Genomic DNA, 16,858 nt, shown 5'->3' on the forward strand with positions numbered 1-16,858 from the left:
TTTTCAGCGGGCGAGGGCGTTTTCCAATATTGCAAACGCCCCACTTCGTTCTATATTTCGAGAGCAGATTGAACGAAGGGGAAATCGTTGTGAATATTAAAGGGCTTACGAAAGGATTCTTCATCCTTATCTTATTTGTCGTTACGCTGGCGTTTTTTGACATACTGGCACCGTATTACTCCGCCATCCTGTGGGCGGCGGTGTTGGCCGTCATCTTCCATCCGCTGAAAAGCAAAATTCGGCAAAAATTAAACGACCGCAACGGTCTTGCCTCGCTGCTGACGGTGCTCATCATCTTCCTGATCGTCTTCATTCCATTGGGGGTGATTGTTTCCTCGCTGGTGGTTGAAATTAACGAGGTGTATACCCGACTACAGGATAGCAATACGCGTTTCCCTGTCGTACTGGCGGAGATACTCCAGCATCTGCCTAGATGGGCGCGGCATTTTCTGGCGGAACACAATCTTGATAATGCCGCTAAAATACAGCAAGAGCTGTCTCAGGTCGCGCTGAAAGGCGGGCAATATCTGGCAGGAAGCGTGCTGCTGATTGGTAAGGGGACGTTCACCTTCTTTGTTGGCTTCGGGGTGATGCTCTACCTGCTCTTTTTCCTCCTGAAAGACGGTTCCTATCTGGTGAACCTGATTCTGGAGTCGCTGCCGCTGTCCACCCATGTTAAGCACCACCTGCTGGTGAAGTTTGCCGCCGTATCCCGGGCGACGGTGAAAGGCACCGCCGTGGTGGCGATAGTGCAAGGGACGTTGGGCGGCATTGCGTTTTCTATCGCAGGAATAGAAGGCAGCCTGTTGTGGGGCTCGCTGATGGCGTTCCTGTCGTTGATCCCCGCGGTGGGGTCGGCGATTATCTGGGTGCCTGCTGCGATCTACCTCTTTGCAACGGATATGCTCTGGCAGGCGATCTTCATCGTCGCGTTCTTCGTGTTGGTGATTGGGCTGGTGGACAACATTTTGCGTCCGTTGCTGGTGGGAAAAGACACCAAAATGCCGGACTACCTGATTCTGATCGCTACGCTGGGCGGCATGGAAATCTACGGTATCAACGGTTTTGTGATTGGTCCGTTGATTGCCGCACTGTTTATCGCCTGCTGGAACATCCTCTCGGGGCGTGACAATCAGGAGAATATTGAAAGCATCGATGAAGATTTTATCGAGGAAGGCCGCCTCTACGCCAGTACGGTAAACGCTGAAGGTGCCGATGTGGTGGTGAGCCAACCAGCGGAGAGCAACACGGAAACGCCAGACTCGCAGAATAAGCAAGCAGAGTAAGCCGTTTGCGCTAAATCCAATGGTTTGCCCCTGGGCGTGTCCACACCACGCCTGTGGGGGCGTCGGTTAGCGCCAAAGGCCAACGTTTCTAACGTGCAGGATCATAGGCATTCACCTCATGACTCCACGGAATAACATGATCGTCGACCGATACGTGCCATTCACAGTGTGTCAGAACACCGCGTATTTCGGATAAACATTGGCACCAGTGCTGTACACCAACCCAAGTGGCCTCTTCACCGTTGTCAGGGAGTTTGGTTGAACCGGACAGCACAATTCCCTTGCGGAAAAGGTTACCGATTTTCACGTTCAGTGTGAAATCAAAGGATTCCCAATTCGGGCCTTCACCAGTCGCCAGATATTGCTCAATTTGTTCATTAACGGAGTAGTGTTGGACGATCTCCTTCACGGCAGATATCTCTTGTGGGCTCAGGGATCTTTTGCGTCGAGCAGTGTAATAGAGAGAAATTGCCACGTTGCCTCATTCGTCAATAGTGTTCTAAGGTGAGGGAATAGTGCTTGAATTTTCGAATAGAAAACGGCGTAGCATAATCAGGATGTTCCGATTTTATAAAGGTAAAGGAGGAGGATGCCATCAATGAGGGGATTGTTCTTCGGTATTGACCGTGGCTCAGTACCGACAGGGCCGCTCTCTGCCACCCGGTCGGTCAGGTACTCAAAACTGGCGGTCATTTACCTTTTCATTCCCTGAGAATTCATTTCCCGAGAAAAACTGCGTCTATTTTCATCATCATATTAATGTGGATAACCATTTTTTTTTTATAAAAAACTAATGCTCTATTTTATATAGAGATTATTTTTTTTTATTCTTATCAATTCAATTGAACTACATAGTTTCTTTATGGAAGGATTTTCATTCTTAATTAACCTGTTAAATAGCGTTGCATAATATGAAGGCTGCACTGTCTTCGCACCATGAGACGTGAGACTTCTAGGTATAACGTTATCTAAAATAAATGGTTGTTTGTGAAGTGAATGTACTCAAGAAGCGATCTGCCAGGCCGATATTGTCTTTACTGACATAATACAGGTTTCTTCCATGCGTAATCTTTCTTTATCAAAACAGCTTCTTTTAGTCGGTCTTTTTTTTATTGTGGCTTTTATTGCTCTGATTAGTTGGACAACATATAGCGCAAAAAAAATGCGGGCGCAGTCTGAAGAGGTTATTTTTCTTAGTAATGAACGCTCAGGAAGAGCTATTCGTATGACAGGTTACATCCATACTAACGTTGCCCGTATTCGTGCTGTTACCGCCAGCCGCGATTTATCGCTTGAAGGGCTGTTAAGCCCGGATATCCTCGCGACGCAGGAGGCCTTCGTGAAAGAGCTGAAGGCCATTGAAGCGATGCCGCTGAATAATGACGAACGCACTACGCTCAAGCAGCTCCAATTTCACACCGAGAAAGCGATAAGTTCGACGGAAAAGATCCGTCATCTGAAACAGCAGGGGCTATTTGAGCAATCTCAACAGATTTTCACGCAAGAGTTCGAACCTGCCGCCAGAGGATTGATCGAATCGGTCGAGCATTTTGAGGAGATTCAACGGCAGTCGGTCACGGCCATGCGTGGCGTGCTGAACGACGATATGACGCGCTCGATGGTCACCTCCCTGATACTGGGAAGCGCGATTGCCGTGCTGATATTACTCATTATTGAACTGCTGCGGCGGCAAATTATCAGAACGCTGTCATCCGTGGCGCAATTTGCCAGCCGAGTCGCTTCCGGCGATCTGACCGGCACCATGACGACGCAGCGAAACGACGAACTGGGCGAGTTAATTCGCTCCGTTGTGACGATGAATGGGTCATTGAGTCAGCTTGTCTCGCAGGTGCGCGATACGATTCACGAAATCCAACTGCAATCCGGTGAGATAGCCAATGGTAGCACGGAGCTTGCGTCGCGCACCGAGCAAACGGCGGCGAATCTGGAAGAGACCGCCGCCAGCATGGAACAGATCACTACGATGGTCGGTCAGTCAGCCGACACGGCACGGCAGGCCAACCAGCTTGCTTCCGTCGCCGCGCAGGCGGCCAAGCAGGGCGGCGATGTCGTTGAGCGCGTAGTGAAAAGTATGGAAAACATCACTACCAGCTCGCGAAAAATTACTGATATCACCAACGTGATTGATTCTATTGCGTTCCAGACCAATATTCTCGCTCTGAATGCTGCGGTGGAAGCGGCGCGCGCGGGAGAACAGGGAAGGGGCTTTGCAGTGGTTGCCGGTGAAGTACGCAATCTGGCGCAACGCAGCGCTGAAGCTGCCAAAGAGATCAAAACGCTGATCGGGACGTCCGTCAGCAGCGTTGAGGCGGGGTCGGAACAGGTATCGCAGGCAGGACAGGCGATGGACGAGATCGTCGAGAGCGTAAATCGCGTGTCTGAACTGATCGGCGAGATAACGATTTCTACAAGCGAACAGCGTGATGGGATTGGTCAAATCAATCAGGCGGTTAATAATCTGGATCAGATGACCCAGCAAAATGCGGTACTGGTGGAAGGATCTACTGCGGCATCGACGTCATTGAGCGATCAGGCCCGTCGTCTTGCCGAAGTGGTGGCGGTCTTTAAAGTGGGGAGCGCGGCAGCATCGCATCCGGCAATACAGCAAGAACGTCCTGCCGCTCGTCTACTGTCATCAAGCACGCCTGCGCCAAAAGCCGCAGATAATGATAACTGGGAAACCTTCTGATATTCGGTCAGTGACGAACCTGGCGTTATGCCGGGTTCGTCAAGACCACGGTATCGGTTGAACAGTGTCAGCAGGTGCGCTGGGGCTTATTGATTGCGTTCCTGCATCGCCTTTTCAACTTCTTCCGCCAGAATCGCGATACCGCGTTCGATTTTCTCTGGTTCCGGCACATAATTCATGCGCATGCACTGGTGAGCGTGCGGCCATTCCTGCTCCATGCCGGGGAAGAAATAATGACCCGGCACCATCAGGACACCACGCTTTTTCAGACGCTGGTACAGCAATTCTGTGGTGATAGGCAAATCTTTGAACCACAGCCACAGGAAGATCGCGCCTTCCGGTTTATGAATCAGACACTGTTCCGGTGACAGATAACGGCGAATGATCGTGATGGTTTCTGTTACGCGCTGCTGATAGAACGGTCGAACGACGTCGTTAGATAAACGCAAAAGGTCGCCGCGCTGAATCATCTCATGTGCCAGTGCCGGGCCGATTGCCCCCGGAGACAGGCTAATGATGCCGTTCATGTTACCGATTGCCGAAATCACTTTTTCATCCGCAATCACGATGCCACAGCGTGAGCCGGGCAGCCCCAATTTCGACAGGCTCATACACAGGATGATGTTCGGGTTCCACAGCGGCGTCGCATCGCTGAAGATGATGCCGGGGAACGGCACACCATAGGCATTGTCAATCAGCAGAGGAATGTTGTGCTGCTGCGCCAGCCTATCCAGACGCATCAGTTCGTCGTCGGTTAGCACGTTACCGGTCGGATTGGTCGGACGAGAGACGCAAATCAGCCCGATATCATCGGTTATCGACAGGTGCTCGAAATCGACGTGATATTTAAATTGCCCTTCGGGTAACCGTTCGATCTGGGGACGAACGGAGACAAACATGTTGTCGTCCAGCCCGGAATCCGCATAGCCGATGTATTCCGGTGCCAGCGGAAACAGTACCTTTTTCAGGCTGCCATCGTTGTGACGCCCGCCAAACAGGTTAAATAAGTAGAAAAACGCACTCTGACTGCCATTTGTCAGCGCAATATTCTGTGGCTCAATCTGCCAGCCTAATTCATTACGCAGGAGGTCGGCCAACGCGTTGAGCAGCGTATCCTTGCCTTGCGGGCCGTCGTAGTTGCATAGCGCTTCCGTTAATTTCCCTTGTTCCAGCATCTCCTGGCACAACTGCTGGAAGTAGCTATCCATCTCTGGAATGTGCGCCGGATTACCGCCTCCCAGCATGATGGCGCCCGGCGTACGCAGTCCTTCATTCAGATCGTCCATTAATTGAGTGATGCCCGCGTGGCGCGTAAATTTTTTGCCGAAAAGAGAAAAGTTCATCGTTTATTTATCAGTAGTCGTACACAGGTTAACGGCAACCATAACGCTTGCGCTGATAGGGTGCAATGTGGTCAAAAAACAGTCTTGCGATTTTTTATTCCATCATATTTTTTAAATTAAGCATGAATGACTGATTGGGCTGTTGGCGGGAAAAGGGGAGTGAGACAGCATGATTTAATTTGCTGAAACGATGTCAGCTTTTACCGATCAATATCTCAATAATGATGAAAATATTGTATTCATTTATACATAATAAGTGACATTAATCAGATAAATAGCGCAACAATGCCGAATTTTTCCATCTGGTGATAGTTATCACATTCTGACCATCCGCTGATTTGTAGTCTTTAGCTCGCATTAGCTAAAACAATTCAGCCAAGAGGGATGGTTAACATGAAAAAATTACTGGCACTAGGCACTACACTGGCGCTTAGCTCATGGCAGTTATCGGCGCAGACGTTTGTGCTGACAGATGCTGAAAGCAGTGTAGAAAAGGGAAATTGGCAAATTGGCAGTGATGCTCTGAAGATCAAAAATCAGCACTTCAGCATTGAGCAAAAAGTCCTGCACGGTGGGCGTCAGGAAGGCAGTAAAGTGATTACGATTACCAGTCAGGACGGCCTGAAGATCGCCCTCAGCCCGACGCGAGGGATGAATTTACTGCATGTCACAGGCAAAAACATCCGTTTGGGTTGGGATTCGCCGGTTGATGAGGTGGTCAATCCGAATACCATTAATCTGGAAAGCCGTAACGGACTTGGCTGGCTGGAAGGTTTCAACGAAATGATGGTGCGCTGTGGGTTCGAATGGACAGGGCACCCGGTGGTCAGTGATGGCATGATCTATACCCTGCATGGCCGGGCGGGTAACACGCCAGCCTCAAAAGTGGTAGTAGAAGTCAGCGATAGCGCGCCGCATACCATTACGGTGCGGGGGCTGCTGAAAGAAAACAGCTTCAAGAAGTCGAATCTGGAAACCTGGACTGAACTGCGTTACGTCCCCGGCAGCGAATCGTTTACCGTGCACGATGTGCTGACCAACAAAGCCGATTACCCGCGCGATTATCAGATTATCTACCACAGCAATTTCGGCACGCCGATTTTGGAAGAGGGCGCGCGTTTCATCGCGCCGGTAAAAGAGATTTCGCCGTTCAATGACCATGCGAAAGCGGGGCTGGAAACCTGGCAAACCTATAAAGGGCCGACCAAAGACTTTGATGAAATGGTGTTTAACATTACGCCGTATACGGATGCGCAGGGAAAAACGCTGGCGGCGCTGGTGAACAAGGCGGGAGAGAAAGGTGTGTCGATTGCCTTTGATACTCATCAACTGCCGCTGCTGACGCTGTGGAAAAATACCGATACGGCAAAACAGGGCTACGTTACGGGGATCGAACCCGGTACTAACTACGCCTATCCGGTGACGATAGAGCGTGAACAAGGGCGGGTCAAAAAGCTACAGCCTGGTCAGAGCACGACGTTTGAGTTGACGTATAGCCTGTTGAGCAATGCTGACGCGGTACAGAAAACAGAACAGAAAGTGAAAGCCATTCAGGGTGACAACAAAACCACGCTGACGGAAAAGCCGATCGCCATCGAGTAATCGTCACATATGCCGACCACTGCATGACGGTGGTCGGTCATCGTTCCTCATGGTCACGCTTCGGCATTGTCACGTCACGCCATAATTATCTTTTCTTATCCGTTTCTTCATTTTACGCGTAACGTGGGGAAGGTATTTGTTACGAATGTGATCAGGGGATGAGGATGTCGTTGAAAGATGCGCTACTGGCGCTATGTGTTGTGGTGTTATGGGGGGGGAATTTTGTCGTGATTAAAGTCGGGCTGAACGACATGCCTCCTTTTTTACTGGCTGGACTGCGTTTTTCACTGGTGGCACTCCCGGCTATTTTCTTTGTTCCTTTCCCACGTATTCCTCTTAAATGGCTGCTTGCGTATGGTATGACGATCAGCTTTTTCCAGTTTGGTTTCCTGTTTCTCGCCATCAAACTGGGTATGCCTGCGGGTATTGCGTCGCTGGTGTTACAGGCTCAGGCCTTCTTCACGCTGCTGGCGGGGGCGGTTTTGCTATCGGAAAAACTACGTTGGAATCACGTTGTCGGGATTCTGGTGGCGGCGATAGGGATGGTGGTATTGGCGGAAGGGCGCACGGTGCTGCAACTGTCATCTGGGATGACCACCACTACGCTGTTGCTGACGCTGGCGGCGGCGCTGTCATGGGCGCTGGGTAACATCACCAATAAAATTATCATGAGCAAAAACAGCGATGTACGCATCATGTCACTGGTGGTGTGGGGCGCGTTGGTGCCTGTCGTGCCGTTTTTCCTCAGTGCCTGGCTGTTTGAGGGCAAAGACGCGATTGTGCACAGTTTAACGACTATCCAACTGCCGACGATTTTATCTCTGATGTATCTGGCGTTTGCGGCAACCATCATTGGTTATGGCATTTGGGGAAGCCTGCTGGCGCGTTATGAAACCTGGCGTGTGGCTCCCTTGTCGCTGCTGGTGCCGGTGGTGGGGCTGGTCAGCGCCGCTGTTTTTCTGGGGGAATCTCTTTCGTTGTTACAGATTCTGGGTGCGGTGCTGATTATGGTTGGCCTGCTGGTGAATGTGTTTGGTGCGCGACTGCGTTCGTGGCGGCCCGCACGGCAGTTGTAGTGGATGTGAGTGTGTATGATCTGGCAAGGGAAAACAGCGCCAATCGGCGCTGTTGATCGTTATTATCCTCGTGCTTTCAGCGTCTGACGCATCCCTTGCGCCAAGACATCGTTCAGATCGGCCGCCACCTGATCCACTAAACCTGACCGCTGAGAGAGATCTTCCCCCCAGTGCGCGCTATCTGCGAGTACCTCGTTGACCAATTCATGCACGGTTAGATCGATCCCCACGCGTGGCCACAATTGGCGGTAGCGAGTGAGCCACTGCTCATTGTCCTGCAAAGGATAGGTTTCGCCCGTTCTTTCTCCGCGATAGAAGGCAATCAGTGCGGCCAGAGCAAACGTCAACCGTGTGGGAAAACGCCCGTTGCGGTGGCCTGCCAGCAACTGCGGCAGAATACGTGTGCGGAATTTAGTCATGCCATTAAGCGCGATGGAGAGCAACTGATGGCGAATGTAGGGGTTCTGAAAACGCCCAGTGACGGCATCGGCAAATTCACGCAACTCATTCGCCGGTAAATCCAGCACCGGGATGATCTCTTGATGTAGCGTATTTTCTACAAAGCGACGTATATCCGCGTCCTGCATGGCTTCACCTACCGTATCCAGCCCGCAGAGCCAGGCAACCGGAACCAGGGCGGTGTGCGCACCATTCAGAATCGCCACTTTACGTTCTTTATATGGCCTGATGTCGTCAACAAGGCGGATATTAAGCGGGCATTCTGCAAGTTTCAGCTCATCTGCCAGCCAGTTGGGGCCTTGAATGACAAAGAGGTAAAAATGTTCAGCGGTATCCAGAAAGGCATCGTGGTAGCCTAATTTCTCTTCCAGCGCTGACGACTCTTCGCGCGGATATCCCGTTACGATTCTGTCCACGAGCGTGGAACAGAAGGTATTGGCCGTCTCAATCCAGTCGATAAATGCTGGTGAGAGTTGCCATTCCTGAGCATAACGCAGAACCAGAGCTTTGAGCGCCTCGCCGTTATAGTCGATCAGTTCGCAGGGGATGATGACCCAGCCTTTATCGCTTTCACCGTTAAAATGCGTAAAGCGCTCCAACAACAAGCGTGTCAGCTTGGCGGGAAAACTGACCGGCGGCGTATCGTTGAGGCTATCGCCAGCATGGTAGCTGATGCCCGCTTCCGTGGTGTTTGAGAAAACAAAGCGAATGGCGGCGTTATGGGCTAATGCCAGATAATCGGCAAAATGTTGGTAGGGGTTAATCTCGTTATTGACTGAGCGGATCAGGCGCGCGTCGCTAACGGCCTCGCCCTGCTCGTTAAGCCCCCGAATGACCGTCGTGTAAAGCCCATCTTGCGTATTGAGTGACGGCGGGAAATCGGTATTAATGGGGCGCACAATCGTCACGCCGGCTTGAAGGTTGGTCTTCTCATTCAGCACATCTAACTGCCAGTCCACAAAGGCGCGCAGGAAGTTACCTTCACCAAACTGAATCACTTTTGTTGGATAAGATGCGCCGGGAAAGTCTTTCCGATTCAATGTGTTCATGATTATTCCCTCATCAGAATGTGATGACGCCTTTGATTAGCTCACGGTTGTTAATGACATCCTTTTCGTAGATGTCAGCCAGGGTGGTAAAGGGGTAACGGTGCGTCAGCATCATTTCTGCGGTGAGTTTTCCTTCAGACATCAGACGGCCTACTTTGGCGAAATCTTCCGGTGTGGCGTTACGACTGCCCATCATCGTAGTTTCTTTCTTATGGAATTCAGGGTCTGAGAACTGTAAATCGCCCTTAAACAGACCGACAAACACGATGCTGCCACCGTGGCGGATCAGGTTAATGGTGTTGTTCATAGCATGCTGATTTCCCGTGGCATCAATCACTTTTTCTGCCAATGAACCGCCAAATTCGGCGCGTAGCTGGGTTGCAAAATCCTCGGCGGAAGGATCGACGACCGACAGATTCAGGTTGGCAATGACGTGTTCACGGCGGGCAGCGCTGGTATCCGCAACCACTACGTGAGCACCGTCTGCTTTGGCGATGGCTGCTGCGCCGAGGCCAATGGGGCCGGCACCGACAACCAACACCTGTTCACCAGGTAGCACTTTCGCCCGGCGAACGGCATGTGCGCTAATGGCGTAAGGTTCGATTAATGCCGCCGCCTGTGGATCGATCCCTTCTGCAAGCAGTATGTTTGTGGCCGGAACCGCCAGATATTCGCTGAATCCGCCGTCCTGATGTACACCAATGACTGAAATTTTCTCGCAACAGTTTGTGCGGCCGCTCTTGCAAGCGGGACATTGCTGACAGGCGACGTAGGGAATGACGGCAACCTGCTGGCCTTTTTTAAATTGAAGTACGTTTTTTCCTGTATCGACAACCTCACCACATATTTCGTGACCTAATACGCGTGGGTAGCTAAAAAAGGGTTGGTTCCCTCCCCAGGCATGAATATCTGTTCCACAAATACCCACAGACTTAATTTTAATTAATGCTTCATTCTCACCCGGAATAGGTATTTCACGTTTTTCCCAAACAAGTTTTTTCGGTTCCTGGCAAGTTAATGTATTCATCGTTGACATGATTGTTCTCTCCTGTTTTTTGTTTTCTCAGATATTGATGAAAAAAAATATTGATGAGAGACAGGAGCTGTAAATTGTGAATGCGAACTCATAAAAATGTTTTAAATCGGTTTTTAATGTAGGCCAAAAAGGAGATCTCTCATGAGCCGTTCACAAAATTTACGTCACAATGTCATTAATCAGATTATCGATGATATGGCCCGTGGCCATATTCCTTCGCCTCTGCCGTCGCAAAATGCGCTGGCGGAGATGTATAACATTAGCCGCACCACGGTGCGTCATATTCTGGTTCACCTGCGTGACTGCGGTGTGCTTACACAGGTTGGCAGCGATTATGTGATGGCCCGAAAACCCGACCATAACGATGGGTTCACCTGCATTACCGCACCGATGGATGAGCAGAACCGCATTTTCGAGCAGGCATTTTTCACCATGATCAACCAGCGTCAGCTCCGTGCCGGTGAGGTCTTCTCAGAACTACAGCTCGCGCGTGACGCGGGTGTCAGCCCGGTAGTCGTTCGCGAGTATCTGCTAAAGTTCGGGCGCTACAACCTGATTCAGAACGAAAAACGCGGGCAGTGGAGCATGAAAGAGTTCGATCAGGCATACGCGGAACAGCTCTTTGAATTACGGGAAATGTTGGAAACGCATGCTCTGCAACATTTCCTTAATTTGCCGGACGACGACCCTCGCTGGCTACAGGCCAAAACCTTGCTGGAGCGCCACCGCATGTTACGTGACAGCATTGGCAGCAGCTTTCGTATGTTCTCGCAGCTCGACCGTAGCTTTCATGCACTTTTACTTTCTGCTGCTGAAAATGTCTTTTTTGATCAGTCTCTTGAAATTATCTCAGTAATATTCCATTTCCACTACCAGTGGGATGAAAGCGATCTCAAACAGCGGAACATCATAGCGATTGACGAGCACATGACCATCCTCAGCGCGTTGATCTGCCGGAGCGATCTGGATGCCACACTGGCGCTGCGTAACCATTTGAATTCAGCTAAACAATCGATGATTCGCTCAATTAACCAGACGGTTCAGACTGATTATTAAAAACCAATTAAAAACCATAAATCATTATCAAGAGCACGGTTTTATCAAAATAAAAATGCCTGAGAAATATCTCTTTCTATGCTCACGAGAAGTCGACTGTATTAATAAAAACTCGTGAGTGGTGATGACGTATTTCATTGCTTTCCGTTTAAAACTACTTTACTCAACCCTGAGTTGAGTAAAGATAAAATTATAATATTCAGGAGCCAGGCGTGGAAAAGAATAATATAACGCTAGACCCGCGTTCTTCGTTCGATACCCATTCTTCAGTACCGCCAGAAGGAATAATTCAACGCAGTAGTCGAATTAAACGTATTCAGACTACGGCAATGATTCTGCTATTTTTTGCTGCGGTGATTAATTATCTCGACCGAAGTTCTCTGTCGGTAGCTAATTTAACGATTCGTCAGGAGTTGGGACTAAGTGCGACGGAGATCGGTGCATTACTCTCCGTTTTCTCGCTTGCCTATGGGATTGCGCAACTTCCTTGTGGACCATTGTTGGATCGTAAAGGCCCGCGCATCATGCTAGGTCTTGGCATGTTTTTCTGGTCACTGTTTCAGGCGTTGTCTGGCATGGTACACAGCTTCACGCAGTTCGTACTGGTTCGTATTGGTATGGGGATTGGCGAAGCACCGATGAACCCATGCGGCGTGAAGGTGATCAACGACTGGTTTAACATCAAAGAACGTGGCCGCCCGATGGGATTCTTTAATGCGGCTTCAACCATTGGTGTTGCGATAAGCCCACCGATTCTGGCGGCGATGATGTTAGTCATGGGCTGGCGCGGTATGTTCATTACCATCGGCCTCTTCGGCGTTTTCCTCGCTATCGGCTGGTATATGTTGTATCGCAACCGTGAGCAGATTGAACTCACTGCTGATGAGCAATCTTACCTGAACGCAGGCAGCGTGAATGTTCGCCGCGATCCGCTGAGTTTTGTTGAATGGCGTAGCCTGTTCCGTAACCGCACGATGTGGGGCATGATGCTCGGTTTTAGCGGCATCAACTATACCGCATGGTTATATCTAGCCTGGCTGCCCGGTTATCTGCAAACGGCTTATAATCTGGATTTAAAAAGCACGGGTCTGATGGCGGCGATCCCTTTCCTGTTTGGTGCCGCTGGGATGCTGGTAAACGGCTATGTCACGGACTGGCTCGTGAAAAGGGGTATGGCACCGATCAAGAGCCGTAAAATCTGCATTATTGCCGGTATGTTGTGTTCTGCGGCGTTTACCTTTGTGGTTCCACAGGCGACAGCCTCAATGGAAGCCGTGTTACTGATTAGTATGGCGCTGTTCTGCATCCACTTCGCGGGCACATCGTGCTGGGGGCTGATCCATGTCGCTGTTGCATCACGTATGACGGCATCGGTCGGCAGTATCCAAAACTTTGCCAGTTTCATCTGTGCCTCGTTTGCCCCCATCGTGACGGGTTTTATTGTGGACACTACGCATTCTTTCCGCCTGGCGCTGATCATCTGTGGCTGTGTGACGGTATTGGGTGCTCTGGCCTATATCTTCCTTGTTCGTCAACCGATTAGCGATCCTCGTCAGGATTAGTTCTCCGCCGCCCCGCATTCTTATTTGTCCCTTTCTTTTGCGGGGCGGTTTTTTGTCACATTGCCTTCTGACGGTGCGTCTTGATCGTGCAGCGTTGCCAGGATGGCCCAATGTGCTCACCGTTTCTTATGCCTTTCCTACGTTTTTTACTGCCGTTAGCGAGTCTGTTCAGCCGCCGCCGTTTGTTGGCGTGGACTTTGCAAATGGATTTTGCAGAAGTGTAGTGATAAAAGCAGTCAGTAAAATCAATAGGGTAAAGGGGTTTTCATGAGAATAAGCAATACAGTATTGGGAAGTACGACATCGGGAAAATGGCTGTTGTCACTGAGTGTAACCGCGCTGTTGGTGAGTGGGGCTGTGCAGGCCGCTTCGGCTCCCGCGGTGGAAGCGAAAAACGGCATGGTAGTCAGCTCGCAGTATCTGGCGTCGCAGATTGGCGTCGATATCATGAAAATGGGCGGGAATGCGATTGATGCCGCCGTGGCCGTGGGTTATGCGCAGGCGGTGGTGAACCCCTGTTGTGGCAATATCGGCGGTGGTGGGTTTATGACGCTGCACCTGGCCGATGGGAAAGACACCTTTATCAACTTTCGTGAAACGGCACCTGCGGCAGCCAGTGCCAACATGTATCTGAACGCCGATGGGAGCGTGAAAAAAGACGCCAGCCTGTACGGCTATCTGGCGGCAGGCGTACCGGGAACGGTGCTGGGGCTGGATACCGCGCTGCAAAAATACGGCAAATTGACGCGCGAACAGGTGATGGCACCGGCGATTAAACTGGCGCGTGAGGGGTTTGAACTGACGCGAGCAGACACCGATATTCTCGATACCACCGTCAAACGCTTCAAAGCCGACCCGGAAGCGGCGCGTATTTTCCTGCGTCCTGACGGCAGTGCGTTGCAACCCGGCGATAAGCTGGTGCAAACCGATCTGGCGAATACGCTGGCGGCGATTGCCGCTAAAGGGCCGGATGCCTTCTACAAAGGGGCAATTCCACAGGCGGTGGAGAAGGCGGCAAAGCAGGGCGGTGGCATGCTGACGGCGGCTGATTTTGCCGATTACCGCATTACCGAAACGGCACCCATCACCTGTAACTATCGCGGCTATCAATTCGTCTCCTCGCCACCGCCCAGTTCCGGCGGCGTCACCATGTGTGAAATCCTCAATATTGTCGAAGGCTACGATATTAAAGCGATGGGCTTTAACTCGGCGGCCACCGTGCATGTGCTGACGGAAGCGATGCGCCACGCTTATATGGATCGCAACACTTACCTCGGCGACCCGGCGTTTGTCAGTAATCCCGTCGAGCGCCTGTTGAGTAAGGATTACGCCGCCGACATTCGCAAAAAAATCGAACCGGAGAACGCGACGCCGTCCGAAAACGTGCAGCCGGGGATTGGCCCGCACGAGCGACCAGAAACGACGCACTACTCCATCGTGGATAATCAGGGCAATGCCGTTTCCACGACTTATACGGTTAACGGGCGTTTTGGCTCGGTGGTGATTGCGCCGGGTACGGGCTTTTTCCTCAATAACGAAATGGATGACTTCACCGTAAAAGTGGGCGAGAAGAACCTATACGGTTTGGTGCAAGGGGAGCGTAATTCGATCGCCCCCGGTAAGCGCCCACTTTCATCCATGAGCCCGTCACTGGTGACGAAAGACGGCAAAGTCTTCATGGTGCTCGGTTCGCCCGGCGGTTCGCGCATTATCACCATCACGCTGCAAACGGCGCTGAACATTATCGACCACGGCATGGCACCGCAGGAAGCGGTAGACGCACCGCGCATCCACCATCAGTGGCTGCCGGATGAGGTGTATTACGAACAGCGTGGTCTATCTGCCGATACGCTGAACCTGCTGAAGCAGCGCGGCTACAAGATGGTGGAACAGACGCCTTGGGGCGCAGCGGAGCTGATTCTGGTCGGCTTACCGGGGGCGGCGGGCGTCACGCCAGCGGATTCGGGTAATGACTCGGCAGTCTCCGGCAAAGTGCGCGAAGGTTACCTGTACGGCGCCAATGACATTCGCCGCCCTGCCGGCGCAGCGATAGGGTATTGATTGGAAAGAATATCAGGAGCCTGTTTCGGTAGGCTCCTGATCTTTTACTGAATGGTTCCACCATCCCAACCTAAAAATATTTTTAGATGAAACATTCACTGAAATAGAAAGATAACCACTGAAATAGAAAGATAACGTTTAAAACCCGAGTATTACCATATTCGATAATCTTCATTGATAAGCGTATCCGGTGGATTTCAGCGTGTGCTGGTGCTATTCGGCATTGGCGATAATCGGTTCAAGCAGCGTTTCCCGCCGCGTTTTGGTGGTCAGGAAATAGAGGTAGCCGAGTAGCATAAAGGTACAGAATATTGCGCCGATCATCGGATTGAACCAGAGCATGGCAATCAGGCAAATGATGGCGCAGATGAGGGCGAACGCGGGAACCAGCGGATAGCCGGGAGCGCGATAGCTGCGTGCCATATTAGGTGCGCTGCGACGCAGGCGGAACAGGCTGAGCATGCTCATGATGTACATGACGATGGCGCCAAACACTGCCATGGTAATCATGGCTGCCGTCAGGCTCATGCCCTGTAGGTTAATGCCATCGCAAAAAATGGCGGCAATCCCGATTGCGCCGCCAGCCAGAATGGCGCGGTGCGGCGTGTGAAAACGGGATAGCTTAGCCAGCCCCGGCGGCAGATAGCCTGCGCGCGCCAGCGCGAAAAACTGACGTGAATAACCCAGAATAATGCCGTGGAAGCTGGCGATCAGGCCGAACAGGCCAATCCACACCAGCATGTGCATCCAGTTGGAGTTTTCGCCGACGATCATTTTCATCGCCTGCGGTAAGGGATCGTTGAGATCGGAAAGCTGACGCCAGTCACCCACGCCACCGGCCATCAGCATCACGCCAATTGCCAGCACCACCAGCGTCAGAATACCGCTCACATAGGCGCGCGGGATGGTACGTTTGGGATCTTTAGCCTCTTCCGCCGCCATCGCAGCGCCTTCGATCGCGAGGAAAAACCAAATGGCGAACGGTATCGCCGCAAACATGCCGGAAATGGCAGCGGGTGAGAACTCATGCTGTCCCGCCCAGCCGTGCGCCACGAAATTACTCAGGCTGAAGCCCGGCGCAACCACGCCCATGAACACCAGCAGTTCCATCACCGCCAGCAGGGTGACGACCAGCTCAAACATCGCTGCCAGCTTCACGCCCAGAATGTTCAAGGTCATGAAGATCAGGTAGGCACCAACAGCCGCGAATTTGGGGTTCAGTTCGGGGTATTGCACGTTCAGGTAGGCGCCAATCGCCATTGAAATAGCGGGCGGTGCGAAAACAAATTCAATCAGCGTGGCCATGCCGGCAATCAACCCGCCCAGATCGCCAAATGCGAGCCGACTGTAGGCAAAAGGGCCGCCCGCATGAGGGATCGCCGTGGTGAGTTCGGTAAAGCTAAAAATGAAACAGGTGTACATGGCGGCGATAAATAAGGTAGTGATCAAAAATCCCAACGTACCCGCGACGCCCCAGCCATAGCTCCAGCCAAAATATTCACCGGAAATTACCAGTCCTACCGCAATGCCCCACAAATGCAGGGCGCCCAGCGTGGGCTTTAATTTGCTCTTCATCACCGTATCCCCGTCAGTCTGTTCATCGTTTTTCGGCCGTATT

12 protein-coding genes are annotated in these 16,858 nt (G+C 51.5%); 7 read left to right on the forward strand and 5 right to left on the reverse strand.

From position 1 onward, the window contains the following. Positions 1-89: 89 nt before the first annotated feature. Positions 90-1,286: an AI-2E family transporter gene (locus OI69_RS10730; RefSeq protein WP_039349923.1), complete on the forward strand. Its 1,197-nt coding sequence runs from the start codon at positions 90-92 to the stop codon at positions 1,284-1,286. Positions 1,287-1,374: 88 nt separating this feature from the next. Here the strand turns inward: OI69_RS10730 and OI69_RS10735 are convergent, their stop codons facing one another. Continuing rightward, positions 1,375-1,761 (reverse strand): hypothetical protein, encoded by a 387-nt coding sequence (locus OI69_RS10735; RefSeq protein ID WP_200886921.1) that lies wholly within the window; start codon positions 1,759-1,761, stop codon positions 1,375-1,377. A 585-nt stretch (positions 1,762-2,346) separates the two neighbouring features. On the opposite strand from OI69_RS10735, the gene OI69_RS10740 reads away from it, so the two are divergent. Further along, entirely contained in the window at positions 2,347-3,996 is a 1,650-nt protein-coding gene (locus OI69_RS10740; RefSeq protein ID WP_039349929.1) for a methyl-accepting chemotaxis protein, read from the forward strand. Between the two features lie 86 nt (positions 3,997-4,082). Here the strand turns inward: OI69_RS10740 and OI69_RS10745 are convergent, their stop codons facing one another. Next, the gene (locus OI69_RS10745; protein WP_039349932.1) at positions 4,083-5,339 is read right to left on the reverse strand and encodes a valine--pyruvate transaminase; all 1,257 of its coding nucleotides are present in this window, start codon (positions 5,337-5,339) and stop codon (positions 4,083-4,085) included. Between the two features lie 393 nt (positions 5,340-5,732). On the opposite strand from OI69_RS10745, the gene OI69_RS10750 reads away from it, so the two are divergent. Both OI69_RS10750 and OI69_RS10755 read left to right on the forward strand, forming a co-directional pair. Next, the gene (locus tag OI69_RS10750) at positions 5,733-6,941 is read left to right on the forward strand and encodes an aldose 1-epimerase family protein (RefSeq protein WP_039349935.1); all 1,209 of its coding nucleotides are present in this window, start codon (positions 5,733-5,735) and stop codon (positions 6,939-6,941) included. A 164-nt stretch (positions 6,942-7,105) separates the two neighbouring features. Next, the gene (locus tag OI69_RS10755) at positions 7,106-8,017 is read left to right on the forward strand and encodes an EamA family transporter (RefSeq protein ID WP_039349938.1); all 912 of its coding nucleotides are present in this window, start codon (positions 7,106-7,108) and stop codon (positions 8,015-8,017) included. Positions 8,018-8,079: 62 nt separating this feature from the next. Here OI69_RS10755 and OI69_RS10760 read toward each other — a convergent pair whose 3' ends face one another. Both OI69_RS10760 and OI69_RS10765 read right to left on the reverse strand, forming a co-directional pair. Continuing rightward, entirely contained in the window at positions 8,080-9,525 is a 1,446-nt protein-coding gene (locus tag OI69_RS10760) for a tagaturonate reductase (protein WP_039349941.1), read from the reverse strand. A 13-nt stretch (positions 9,526-9,538) separates the two neighbouring features. After that, positions 9,539-10,561, reverse strand: coding sequence for a zinc-binding alcohol dehydrogenase family protein (locus tag OI69_RS10765; RefSeq protein WP_039349944.1), 1,023 nt, complete (start codon positions 10,559-10,561; stop codon positions 9,539-9,541). Positions 10,562-10,702: 141 nt separating this feature from the next. On the opposite strand from OI69_RS10765, the gene OI69_RS10770 reads away from it, so the two are divergent. The 3 genes from OI69_RS10770 (at position 10,703) to ggt (ending at position 15,240) form a co-directional block, all read left to right on the forward strand. Then, positions 10,703-11,617 (forward strand): GntR family transcriptional regulator, encoded by a 915-nt coding sequence (locus OI69_RS10770; RefSeq protein WP_039349948.1) that lies wholly within the window; start codon positions 10,703-10,705, stop codon positions 11,615-11,617. A 212-nt stretch (positions 11,618-11,829) separates the two neighbouring features. Beyond that, a complete protein-coding gene (locus OI69_RS10775; RefSeq protein WP_039349951.1) occupies positions 11,830-13,179 on the forward strand; it encodes an MFS transporter in 1,350 nt (449 codons plus the stop codon). A 267-nt stretch (positions 13,180-13,446) separates the two neighbouring features. Continuing rightward, on the forward strand, positions 13,447-15,240 hold the full coding sequence (gene ggt / locus OI69_RS10780) for a gamma-glutamyltransferase (RefSeq protein WP_052198352.1): 1,794 nt from the start codon (positions 13,447-13,449) through the stop codon (positions 15,238-15,240). A 213-nt stretch (positions 15,241-15,453) separates the two neighbouring features. On the opposite strand, the gene eat is transcribed toward ggt, so the two are convergent. Continuing rightward, positions 15,454-16,815 (reverse strand): ethanolamine permease, encoded by a 1,362-nt coding sequence (eat, locus tag OI69_RS10785; RefSeq protein WP_039350178.1) that lies wholly within the window; start codon positions 16,813-16,815, stop codon positions 15,454-15,456. Positions 16,816-16,858: the final 43 nt, after the last annotated feature.

It is taken from the genome of Pectobacterium fontis (assembly GCF_000803215.1).
GTDB classification, from domain to species: Bacteria; Pseudomonadota; Gammaproteobacteria; order Enterobacterales; family Enterobacteriaceae; genus Pectobacterium; species Pectobacterium fontis.

Bases quoted from the DNA above. Each gene is read 5' to 3' on its own strand.
- OI69_RS10740 (WP_039349929.1), top strand. From the start codon at position 2,347: ATGCGTAATCTTTCTTTATCAAAACAGCTTCTTTTAGTCGGTCTTTTT.
- OI69_RS10745 (WP_039349932.1), bottom strand. From the start codon at position 5,339: ATGAACTTTTCTCTTTTCGGCAAAAAATTTACGCGCCACGCGGGCATC.
- OI69_RS10750 (WP_039349935.1), top strand. From the start codon at position 5,733: ATGAAAAAATTACTGGCACTAGGCACTACACTGGCGCTTAGCTCATGG.
- OI69_RS10755 (WP_039349938.1), top strand. From the start codon at position 7,106: ATGTCGTTGAAAGATGCGCTACTGGCGCTATGTGTTGTGGTGTTATGG.
- OI69_RS10760 (WP_039349941.1), bottom strand. From the start codon at position 9,525: ATGAACACATTGAATCGGAAAGACTTTCCCGGCGCATCTTATCCAACA.
- OI69_RS10765 (WP_039349944.1), bottom strand. From the start codon at position 10,561: ATGTCAACGATGAATACATTAACTTGCCAGGAACCGAAAAAACTTGTT.
- OI69_RS10770 (WP_039349948.1), top strand. From the start codon at position 10,703: ATGAGCCGTTCACAAAATTTACGTCACAATGTCATTAATCAGATTATC.
- ggt (WP_052198352.1), top strand. From the start codon at position 13,447: ATGAGAATAAGCAATACAGTATTGGGAAGTACGACATCGGGAAAATGG.
- eat (WP_039350178.1), bottom strand. From the start codon at position 16,815: ATGAAGAGCAAATTAAAGCCCACGCTGGGCGCCCTGCATTTGTGGGGC.